The sequence below is a fragment of the Varibaculum cambriense genome (assembly GCF_022133705.1).
Lineage (GTDB): Bacteria > Actinomycetota > Actinomycetes > Actinomycetales > Actinomycetaceae > Varibaculum > Varibaculum cambriense_A.
The window spans coordinates 21618-32686 of the sequence record NZ_JAKNHJ010000009.1 but is presented as its reverse complement, the minus strand read 5'-3'; the positions used below and the strand labels follow the sequence as shown (position 1 = coordinate 32686).

7 protein-coding genes and 1 tRNA gene are annotated in these 11069 nt (G+C 50.6%); 3 read left to right on the top strand and 5 right to left on the bottom strand.

Features of this window, described 5'->3' with window-relative positions; all coding sequences use genetic code 11:
• The first annotated feature begins 68 nt into the window (after positions 1-68).
• Positions 69-497: a DUF3052 domain-containing protein gene (locus tag L0M99_RS05495; protein WP_038109107.1), complete on the top strand. Its 429-nt coding sequence runs from the start codon at positions 69-71 to the stop codon at positions 495-497.
• Between the two features lie 581 nt (positions 498-1078).
• On the opposite strand, the gene L0M99_RS05490 is transcribed toward L0M99_RS05495, so the two are convergent.
• From L0M99_RS05490 to L0M99_RS05470, 5 genes are all read right to left on the bottom strand, one after another.
• Positions 1079-3466, bottom strand: a complete 2388-nt coding sequence (locus L0M99_RS05490) for an FtsX-like permease family protein (RefSeq protein ID WP_238128019.1) — start codon at positions 3464-3466, stop codon at positions 1079-1081.
• 5 nt (positions 3467-3471) lie between these two features.
• A complete protein-coding gene (locus tag L0M99_RS05485) occupies positions 3472-4137 on the bottom strand; it encodes an ATP-binding cassette domain-containing protein (RefSeq protein ID WP_215523450.1) in 666 nt (221 codons plus the stop codon).
• A 263-nt stretch (positions 4138-4400) separates the two neighbouring features.
• Positions 4401-5045 (bottom strand): ABC transporter ATP-binding protein, encoded by a 645-nt coding sequence (locus L0M99_RS05480; protein ID WP_024059175.1) that lies wholly within the window; start codon positions 5043-5045, stop codon positions 4401-4403.
• Between the two features lie 5 nt (positions 5046-5050).
• The gene (locus L0M99_RS05475; protein WP_238128018.1) at positions 5051-6979 is read right to left on the bottom strand and encodes a hypothetical protein; all 1929 of its coding nucleotides are present in this window, start codon (positions 6977-6979) and stop codon (positions 5051-5053) included.
• A 240-nt stretch (positions 6980-7219) separates the two neighbouring features.
• Positions 7220-7293: transfer RNA gene (locus L0M99_RS05470), tRNA-Val, on the bottom strand.
• Positions 7294-7463: 170 nt separating this feature from the next.
• Here L0M99_RS05470 and hflX point away from each other — a divergent pair.
• Positions 7464-9065, top strand: coding sequence for a GTPase HflX (gene hflX / locus L0M99_RS05465; protein ID WP_238128017.1), 1602 nt, complete (start codon positions 7464-7466; stop codon positions 9063-9065).
• Positions 9066-11060: an ATP-dependent DNA helicase gene (locus tag L0M99_RS05460; protein ID WP_238128016.1), complete on the top strand. Its 1995-nt coding sequence runs from the start codon at positions 9066-9068 to the stop codon at positions 11058-11060.
• Positions 11061-11069 lie beyond the last annotated feature (9 nt).

Genomic DNA, 11069 nt, shown 5'->3' with positions numbered 1-11069 from the left:
GTTGGCAGTTTTCTATATATTGGCGTCCGTGTTTCCCCCTTACGCTTTAATCATGTAACTTAGAGAGCGTGGAAACCACACGCGAAAGGCATGAAAGTTCCCTATCCGTATCGGAGATGGGGTTTAAGAAAGAACAAGTCATTCAGGAATTTGGTTGGGACGAGGACGTCGACGAAGATCTTCGCCAAGCCATAATGGATCAAATAGACGACGATCTCCAAGATGAAGATTTCACCGCGATGACCGATGGTGCCCTGATCTGGTGGCGCGATGACGATGGTGGGGCCGATGATCTCTCCGATGCGTTGATGGACGCGATGGGCAATATGGATGAGGGAGGATTGATCTGGGTGCTCAGCCCGATTGCCTCCGATCCCGGTGCGGTTGATCCGCGTCTAATCGAAGAGGCCGCGAAAACGGCGGGTATGAATCCCACCACCTCTGACGTGGTTTCCCCCCAGTGGGCGGGCACCCAAATAGTTTCCCGCGGCCGCTAAGCAGCGAAATATTTACTTTTGCCGAGAACCCCGGTAAAGGTAACCCGCGGCTAGATTCGCGACTATTAAGCCTGCTGTAATTGCTATAAACCCAAAAATGTTTATCGTTGTAGGCTGGGAAAATAAATAAAAGGACGCGAATCCCGCAAGGAAAAGCGTCATTCCGGTCAGGTAAGTAGTTTTTGCGCCCTTGGAAGCGGTAGTTTTGCTCGCAAAAACAATCCCTATAGCTGCAAACAGAAATGCGAGAACTAGCACGCTAGCCGGTACCCAAGTGGGGGTAGAAGTGGTGGACTCCAAGGCATACCACCATAACCCGCCGATCAACCCGGTAAGCGTCAGCGAAGAAAATAACGGTATCCACCTGTAATACATAAAGCGATAGTAATCCCCCTGGCAAGATTGCACACAATTTTGTCCCCCCTCATTCAATCCCTGGGTGCTGGGGCGGGAAAAGATGCGAGAGGGGGCTTGAGCTGAGCGCAGCGAGGCTCACCGGGGTCCCCCGAGCGCTTTCCCCACCCCAGACCTCTTGTATAGCGGTGATTGGGGATAGGCAAAACGGTTTTCGTACCGTTCGGCTAAGGATTATTTGGAGATTTGGGCGAACCGGTTAGCGGGATAGTATTGCTAGATCGAATTGCGATAACGAGGGCGGGGATTAGGAACAGTAGGCTAGACAATCCTATTGTCCACACCAGACCGTAGTCATGAGAAACGGCTGAATTCAGGCGGATAAAGGGGACTCGATCCATCGCGGCTAGACGCCCTAAAATTACTGCGCAAGCCACTGAAACCGTGTAGGAGATAAGTAGTGATTTAACTAGTCGGACTTTAATCTTGCTACCGCCGCCAGTGAGTTCGATTAGACGCCGTTCAATTTGCTGATTAGAGACCAAAGCGGCCGCTAAGGTTAGTAGTATCGCGCCGGAAACGATTACCGCTAAAAGTTGGCGAGCTACCGCTTGCGCACGTATTTGCCTAACCTGCGGATCTTCAGAATCAGTTATGGTTGCGAAGGGAGCCTGTATGAGCAGGTTTGCACGTATCTCGTCTTGCACCTCATCGGGTAAGGCGGCAAAACCGGTGATAATCGCAGTGTAAGACTGAGGTTTCTTGACCCCTAACTGGTTAAGCAGTGGGGAGTCAGGTGATATAACCAACCCGCTTAGAATGTTATTTTCCAAGTTACGATCACCGATAAGTCCCCCTACCGTAGACATTTTGGTGATGGTCGAGTCAGCGATACCGATGCCAATCAAAGTAACTGCACCTTTATTGGTTACATAACTTTTGGGAGCATGGTTAATAAAACTCTTATCAACCAATCCTCCAGAGGCAACATAAATAAAATCCAGGTTAGATTGAGGACAGTCATCTACAGACTTAGCGGTTTTAAAGCATTGAGTACCTTCGCTATCGGTAATCCGGAACATTTGCTCATTGGTAGAGACATCACCAAATACCGCGGTGCGCGGTTTTAACTGGGGTAATCTTTCCAAAAGATTGTCTACGGCCTGCTCGGTAGCACTTGTGACCTGCAGATAGCTTTCCTCACCATTAATCTGCCGACCTAGCCAATTAGTCCAATCTGCTACTCCACTTGCATAGAGCGCTCCGTAATAGTTCAAAGCAAATACTATTGCAAGCGCTCCTAAAGTAAGTTGTTGTAAGCGATTGCCTAAACGAGCTGTCACTTTACGCTTGCGCGTAAATAATGTGAGTGCGTATGCCAGGGTGGGGATACTTAGAGCTCCGACAATCATCGCTAGGCGGTGACCCAGCGGAAAAATCAATAATTGTCGAGAAACTATCAGGAGTAATGTTGCTACCGTGCCCGCAATACCTACTATTAGCAGTACCCGAGGTGACAGTCTCTCGCTGTGAGCGCGCTTGTGGTGTTTTAGAGATAAAACTGTTACCCCTGCACTCAGTATTCCTCCCAGGGTAATCATGACCAGCGTTGCTAGCGCAGCGATGCTCACGGCAGTCCATTCCACCTGATTCCAACGCTGCTCAAAAAACGCTGCTACCCACCGCGAAACGGTGGGAAGCGATATACACGCTAATATCCAACCAATTGCTCCGCCAACTAATGCCAGCAAAGTGGTTTGGGTACAAGTGGTCAAAGCAGCTCGCCCTGGCGTATCTCCTAACGCGGTCAATACCTGGAATACGCTGCGGCGTCGCTGCCGATCGACAGCATAAATTGCCACCAAGAGCACCACGATAATCAGACCTAGAAACAGTGAAGCAACCTGTGGCGATATTGCCTGATAGCTGACCGCATTAGCATTAGCACGCTCTATTACCGAGGTTACTGTCGCGACATTTCCGCCACCGTGATTCAATACCTCATCTATAGTTTTCAAATCATTATTTGTCAGCCAGACTTCAGAGGATTTAAATATAGATTGATTAGCGCTAATAGCAATAGCGGTGACTTCATGAATGGAAGCGGGGTTCTCGGTGATTCCAACTAGAGTAAATGCGGCTTGCTTTCTCGTTTGCTCTACGTCAACGAGTTCAAGGTAATCCCCGGGCTTTGCCTGTAATCTCTTAGCAACCTCCCGGCTAACCGATAGCTCACCCGGCTTATCTGGATAGCGTCCAGCAACTAGTACCCCCAGGTCGCCCGCGCCGCTGAGCATCGTTACGTCTACACTCGTAGCCTTTTTCGTATTAGTTTTTAGAAGATTCTGACGTGAATATGAAGTAGCTACTGCCTCGCCTTTATCTTGTAAAGACCGCATAAAAGCGGCAACGTCCTCGTTGCCGTTTACCTGTTGACTATACGCTCCGAAACTACTTTGCGCTCCGCGCTGAATGGCGTGACTATAGGCAGAAATAAAGCCACTAAGACTTGCGCACACCATCACTAACACCAGCGCGATAACCACCGTACCCAAAGCGTCCACAGGTCGGTGTATAGCCATCTTGAAGATCAGACGTAGCCGCTGTTTACCCATTAGCGTTACTCCACAGCAAAACCGTAATTGCCGATATGAATAACTTTGTCAGCGTAACTAGCGAATTCCATATCATGTGTACCCGCAATAACCAGCATGTCCTCGTCGTGAGCAAAACTAGCTAGCAACTGTGCGATTTGAACAGTGTTATCCCGATCCAAAGCGCCAGTGGGTTCATCTGCAAGAAGAATCCGAGCTGATCCCATCAAGGCGCGCGCAATAGCTACGCGTTGTTGTTCTCCACCGGATAGCAACTCAACAGGTTGAGTGCTATGACCTGCTAATCCAACCCGTGCCAGCAACTGCAAGGCAAGATCGCGTTCGCGCCTACCTGCGGATCCGTGGCTGATCTCTCGCGCCAGCAGCAAATTTTCAATCGGATTTAAGAAAGGAATTAGCAGGTAGTCTTGAAAAATTCGACCAAGAATGGAAGTCCGGAGTTCGCGGGCAGAAATTTTTTCTAAATCCCTATTCCCAATCAGAATCTGCCCGCCTTCCGGTTCTAGCTCTTTAGTTAGTAGTCTGAACAGCGTAGTCTTTCCTGAACCTGACGGCCCCATTAGCGCATAAAAGTTACCCGATGAAAAGCTGACAGAAGCTCCGTCAAAAATTTTACGCGTTTCACCCCTACCATGATATTTAAATCTGAGATCATCTATATCTACACGCATTACTATTCCTCGAAAGCTATAGACCTAAAGAGGTAGAGGGATGCAACATATCACATAAGTGCTGTAACTAATAATGATCCTGCTATGAGCGCAGTCGTTAGAGTAAAACAGACTCCTGGTGGACCTCGCCTTGTAAATGTTTTCATAATCCCATCCTTAAAATCACGGGATATTAACCTGGCGCATGTTTGAAGGCCGCTTTTTCTTAGCCTGATGCGGGTTATGGATGCTTTGATAAGAGGAAGGTAGCAGTTGTTATTGAGCTAGTTTGGTCGATATTTTTCGAGGTTGACCAGTGAGGTGCAGTGTTGTGCGAGGCGCATGTCGTGAGTAGATACAATAACGAGTGCGCCTCGTTGGGCTTCTTCGGTTAGAAGGGACTCCACCAATGCACGATTCTCCTCGTCAAGTGAGGCTGTTGGTTCATCAGCAAAGATGATAGAAGATTTTCGGTACATTGATCGCGCGATTGCAACTCTGCGTTGTTCTCCTCCACTGAGCACGCGAGCCGTATCGTGAGCGCGTTGCGATAGCCCTACCTTCTCTAGTGCTTCTAAAGCGCTACGTTGATCCGGATTTCGCCCAAAGAAGGATTTTTTTAGCGTGACGTTGTAAACAACAGTTTCATCGTCATCGATACCCGCATCTTGAATTACGAACGAGGCTTGTTCGCGCCAAAACTTACTGATTTGACGTTGCTTCCATTTGGTAGCGTTCGATCCATCGTAGAAAATCGATCCGCTGTGTGCCGGCAGCAACAGACCGAGGGTGTTGAGCAGTGTGGTCTTGCCACAGCCACTCGCGCCCACTAGTCCTACCAATTGCCTTTCGTGAAACTCGAAGTTCACTCCGGAAAGTAGAACGCGTTTTTCTACTTTGATGGTCAAGTCTTCAACTTTGAGTTTCATATGTATTAGCTCTTCCTTTGGCATACCCGCGCCAACGTTGCGTGCGTGACGTAGCGACGGAGGCCAATATCAACGATAAACAAAATCGCACTACAAATGCAGATGTATAACAATGGCGTTTCCAGGCCCAAGGTCGAGGCGGTTACTATAGAGACTCCAGTGCCAACACTGATGAACACGAAGTCTAGAACCAGCCGGGGACGAACTAGGGCGCCTATGCTCTTTCCTCCCACATAAAGTGGGAAAAGAGAACGCAAACGCGATGCAGCATATAGCTGTGCGCTAATGAACATGCTAAATCCAGCAGCGAAGATGAGTGTGGCTATCGAGGCCAGACTCACGTAATAGCCCAGTTGTTGGTCTTGAGCGTACACCGCGATTGAATCCGCTGTGCTATCGCTGGTCAAGTTTAAACCAATCGAAGACGCTTGCGTTATCACTGCTTGAGAATCACGAAAAACAATAGCTCCAAGAGTGGCCATACTAGTGACTGTGTCAGGGGTGAATGCAGACTTTATGTCAGGAACAACTACGACCAACGGCTTATTTGCAAGAGCGAAAATTCCCTGACCAGCTATAGCTATAGTGCTAGCATCATTTTTGCAGGTGAAGAACTTCAGCTTTGACATTACCTGTGAATTAATCAAGGTTGCATCCGCTGTAACATCATGCGCAACCCCTCTCTGAGCCCCACCGGTTATTTCACTAAAGCGACAGCCATTAGGAATCTTTTCAAGCGCAGCTAAACTATTAGGAGTGACAATCACGATAGACTCATAGCCACTTTTCAGTAGGGTGTCAGCCTCCTCGGGAGGAACATTTTGTTTGCTAAACAAAAAGACCTGATTCTTTCGTTCCAATTGAGAAGTTAGCTTAGCAAAGGGGACAACAAACGGATCATAGTCACGCTGCTCTTCCACAATCCCACCGAAGCTTACAGAGTGATATTCCGGCAAATACGATGCCTGCCTAGCAGCCTCCCGATTATCACCAGCAATCAAAAAAGCTCGGTAAACAATAGGCAACGCCGCCAGTGAAAACACAATCGCCACCGCACAAACCGCAGCTCCAACCCATGAAAAAGCGGCTACCAGCGATCGCCGCTCCACCCAGTCACTAAGGCGAGGAAACGTCATATAGGAAATAATGGTTACTGCTACCGCTATTGCACACAATGCGCAGATAAAAAGCACTATAAGAGGTATAACCATTTGGAAGGCGGCTGCACCAACTACGACTGCAATGACACCGAAACCAGCCAGTATTGTCACGCTTGTCGGCAACAAAACCAAGGACACTAGTGTAATGCTGTCGCTTTTTACTATCTGAGTCTTGGAATACCCTGCACTTAGCCGCACAATACGAGAATCAGCACGGGTCGTAAACCAACCAAAAATCATAGCAACAACCAAGAATACGGCTACCGCCAAGATAAGAATAATGCCTTGATAGGCCAACGGAAGAAAATAGGTTTGAAAGGCTGTGAAGTTCTCCCAGGTATGGATAGCGCCCACACCGCTAAGCCAAGCCTTCATAGCCGTAATTTGTTCACCATCGCCTTTGACAGTATAAATCCCAGATCGGGACAGAGTCGGCTGCCCTGCAGCAGGATATAAAGTTCCTGTCTTGCCAGGCCTAAAAAAGCTAATGGCCTGCGGTGCCGACGGTTGATTGGCCGCCCGAGAGGTAATAGTAACCTCCCGGGTACCAACCGTTCCAGACAGTTGTAAGAGCTCTACACCACTTTCTTTACCAAGCTGCGCTAACCCCTTATCAATCTGTGCTGTTGATAGGGATGTGTGCTGAAAGTTAATGTATCCAACATCGTCACTGTCCAGAGGAAGCATGTTTTCCAGCTGAACCGCCCGCAGAAAAGCTAGACACACAATCACGAGACCGAGGAAAACACCCACACCACGAACGAGACGATGCACAAGACTAGCCCCTACTCTTAATTGTGTCTGTAATGTTGCTTCGCAACATACGCCTACGTGGTGTTAGTAATCCCTGGCGGGATTACGCGCCGTTTCCTCACTCTCACTAGCAAGCAAGTAAACTTGCTTGCCGTTCGAGCTCTCCTGGTGTTAGTAATCCCTGCGGGATTACACACAATTTCGTCACCCTCACTAATACGAAAACCTGAACGGTTTTCGTGCCGTTCGGGTTCCTCATTGTGGGCCCAGAGGGACTCGAACCCCCGACATCCACGGTGTAAACGTGGCGCTCTAGCCAACTGAGCTATAGGCCCTAGACCTGTTAAAGAATACCTAATCGCGCGAAAGAAACAAATTTCCCAGGCTGTGATATGCATCTAACCTGGTCATCCCGATAGACCGCAAGATATCATTCGTCCGCACTTACCGCGCGTCTTTTTGCAGCTTACGTGGGGTCATGCGAAAATGAGATAAGCCAAGAACAGTGAGGGAGGCGGCACAAATACCTGCGGAAACGGAAGTCAGTAAGCAAGAGCTGGATAGAGCCTACGATCTGGTGCGCCGCGTGCGTAGTCGGAGTTTGAACCGGAGCGAAACTGATTCCGACCTCGGATCTGCCCTCAAGGATTCCCCCGAAAACCCTCATTATTCTTACTATGCAGACGCAAACACCCCCCAAGGGGGCTTAGAGCTGCTGGATTGGGCGAGTACCGCCCTGACGAAACAAAGTTCGCATGGCGGAGATTTCTCGCGAAAGCTACGCGAAGAATTCCAACGTAACCAAGCCTCCGACCTAGATATTTCCGAAGTCGAATATCGGCGGGTACAGCTCGAAAAAGTATTCCTAGTAGGTATTTATGATTCCGATCGCCGTAAGGCGCAACATTCTCTATCGGAACTGGCGGCGCTTGCCCAAACTGCAGGTGCCGAGCTAGTAGGCGCGGCTCTGCAGCGACGCAGTTCCCCTGATGCTGCAACTTTCGTAGGGCGCGGGAAAGCCAAGGAACTAGCTGAGCAGGTAGCAGCGCTTGAAGCCGATACTGTGATCGTAAATGCGCAGTTACAGCCCTCGCAACGGCGGGGACTAGAAGACCAAGTCAAAGTGAAAGTCATTGACCGTACCGCGGTAATCTTGGATATCTTCGCCCAGCATGCCTCCTCCCGTGAAGGTAAAGCCCAAGTGGAACTGGCGCAGCTGCAATACTTACTGCCGCGTCTGCGCGGCTGGGGACAGTCAATGTCTCGCCAAGCCGGAGGGCGCGTATCCGGGGGTGCGGGAATTGGTGCGCGCGGCCCGGGCGAAACCAAATTGGAAACCGACCGGCGCCGGATTACCAAGCGAATCGCGAAACTCCGCCGCGAAATCAAGCAGATGAAAAAATCCCGAGACACTAAACGTGAAGGGCGTCTTAGTAGCTCCCTGGCTTCGGTAGTGATCGTGGGATACACTAACGCCGGAAAATCTTCCCTGTTAAACGTACTGGTAGACGCGGATGTAATGGTGCAAGATGCTCTATTTGCCACCCTGGATCCCACGGTACGGCAAGCAGAAACTCCTGATGGCCGTGCCTACACTTTGTCCGATACCGTAGGTTTCATCGATGAACTTCCGCACGAACTGGTAGAAGCCTTCCGCTCCACTTTGGAAGAAGTCGAATACGCCGATTTGATTGTGCATGTGGTGGATGCCAGTCACCACAATCCCGTCCAACAGGTTGAAACCGTACATGAAGTGTTAGCGGATCTACCCCAGGTTTCCCAGATCCCCGAGATTATCGTCCTCAATAAAGCCGACCTGGTAGACGCCCTGCACCTGCGAGCCCTGCAGTCTGCGATTGGTGGGGGAATCCCGCTATCTACTCGCACCGGGCAGGGAATTGCTCAGTTGCGCGAAGCAATCGCTAACGCCTTACCATCTCCAGCAAAACCTATCGATTATGTGATCCCCTATGACCAATCAGCGCTGGTGGCGAGGCTCCATGAGGAAGGAATCGTAGACAAAGTGGAATACTTAGAAAACGGTACTCACATAGTAGGACGCGCCGGTCCCGCCCTCGCCCAAGCCATCCTTGAGGCGGCTAACTAGATGGACAGTCCCGGAGCCTCCCCGTTAGTTGCCACCGCTGATAAAGGCAAAGGTGGCGGCGGTAAAGACGCCCAGGCGGCGCGGCGAATCCTCAGTACTTGCATTAACCAGATTGGCGGCAGTGAAAGGGCAGAACAGGTACAGATGTGTAACCTGGTTGCCCGCTCGTTTTCCCTTCCTGGCAGCCAATTGGTGGGGGCAGGAACCGGTACCGGAAAATCTCTCGCCTACCTGGCGGCTGCCTTCCAACGGGCAATCGAACACGGAGACCGGGTAGTAATCTCTACTGCCACCCTGGCTTTGCAGCGGCAACTGCTTACCTGCGATATCCCCACGGTAGTGGGTGCCTGCCGCGAACTCGGTTATCCACCCCCTACGGTAGCAGTATTAAAGGGCTGGTCAAACTATATTTGCCGCTGGAAATTAGCGGCTCCCGAGGAAATCGAAGGGCTGTTTCCCAGTTATGAGGCCGCCGAATATTCACCCAGCAATATCGGTAAACAGCTACAGCGGCTGCGAGACTGGGCAGAGGAAACCGAAAGTGGTGACCGTGATGAACTCGATCGCGGAGTGTCCCTAGCGGCCTGGCAGCAAGCCTCGATTTCCCCGAATCAATGTCAAGGGAAAACCTGCCGTTTCTATACGGACTGTTTCCCCCGCGACGCCCGCCTGAAAGCCCAAGACGCCGATATCATCATCACCAACCATGCATTGCTATCCATCGAGGCTCTTACCCACGCGGAGCTACTACCAGAGTTTGACCTCTTGATCGTAGATGAAGCCCACGAGCTGCCCTCTCGCGCCCGCTCTCAAGCCTGCGTAAGCCTCGCAGCTAGCACCATGGAAAAAGTAGCGCGCGGAGTCAGTAAACATTTCCAGCTACCGGTAACTGCCTTAGAACAAGTGGCCAAGGATTTTACGAAAATCATAGAGGGACTTGACGAGGGCGAACTAAGCGAATTACCAAAGAAACTAGAAACTACCTTGACCGCTGCGCAAATAGAGCTATCCGATATTTCCGCGGAAGTAACCAGCAGCGCCGAGGAGGATGAAAAACGAGTAAAGCAGCGCATCGTCCTCGCGCAGATTGAAGAAGCCTTAGATGCTTGCGAGATTATTGCCGCCTTTGACCCGGAAAAATCGGCCGCCTGGATTGCGGAAGAAAAATCTGGAAGTCGCCGCCTCTATAGCGGCCCTTTGGATGTGGGCGGGGATCTTTATGCCCACCTATTTAAGGGGCATTCCTGCGTGCTCACCTCAGCCACAATGCAACTAGGGGGATCTTTTGAGGCGATTGCGACTCGTTTAGGATTCCGGGATAAGAACGTTTGGCAAGGAAGTGACCTGGGCAGTCCCTTTAACTATCGGAAGCAAGGAATACTGTATGTGGCCGCAGATTTACCGCGACCAGGGCGCTCCGGGATCAGCGAAGCGGCGCTAGAAAGAGCCCTAGAACTGGCTGAAGCCGCCGGTGGTGGGGTTTTAGGGCTGTTTTCTTCCCTTAAAGCTGCCGAGCAAGCCGCCGAATATTTCGCCCAAGAAAGTGATTTACAGGTTTTTCTGCAGGGAGAAGCGCCAATAAACCAGCTAATATCCGATTTTGCGGACAGTAAAAACTCTTGCCTATTCGGTACTCTTTCCCTGTGGCAGGGGGTAGATTTACCGGGCGATAAATGCCGGCTCGTCCTCATCGATCGTATCCCTTTCCCTCGTCCAAATGACCCCTATATTTCTGCCCGCACCCGAGCGGCTGAGGCCGCTGGGCGCAGCGGATTTGCCGAGGTATCTCTGTCTCACGCGGCCTTACTATTGGCGCAGGGAGCCGGCAGATTAATCCGTACCCGCAGCGATAAAGGCGTGGTAGCCGTGCTAGATCAACGTCTAACTAGTGCCCGCTATGCGGGCTATCTACTAAAATCTCTGCCCCCATTTTGGCGCACCACTGATCATCGCACAGTTATCGGAGCACTAAAGCGCCTGAAAGAAAAGGGATAGTAAAACTGT

Excerpts from the sequence above, each read along its gene's own strand:
- L0M99_RS05490 (WP_238128019.1), bottom strand. The coding sequence starts at position 3,466 with ATGGGTAAACAGCGGCTACGTCTGATCTTCAAGATGGCTATACACCGA.
- L0M99_RS05485 (WP_215523450.1), bottom strand. The coding sequence starts at position 4,137 with ATGCGTGTAGATATAGATGATCTCAGATTTAAATATCATGGTAGGGGT.
- L0M99_RS05480 (WP_024059175.1), bottom strand. The coding sequence starts at position 5,045 with ATGAAACTCAAAGTTGAAGACTTGACCATCAAAGTAGAAAAACGCGTT.
- L0M99_RS05460 (WP_238128016.1), top strand. The coding sequence starts at position 9,066 with ATGGACAGTCCCGGAGCCTCCCCGTTAGTTGCCACCGCTGATAAAGGC.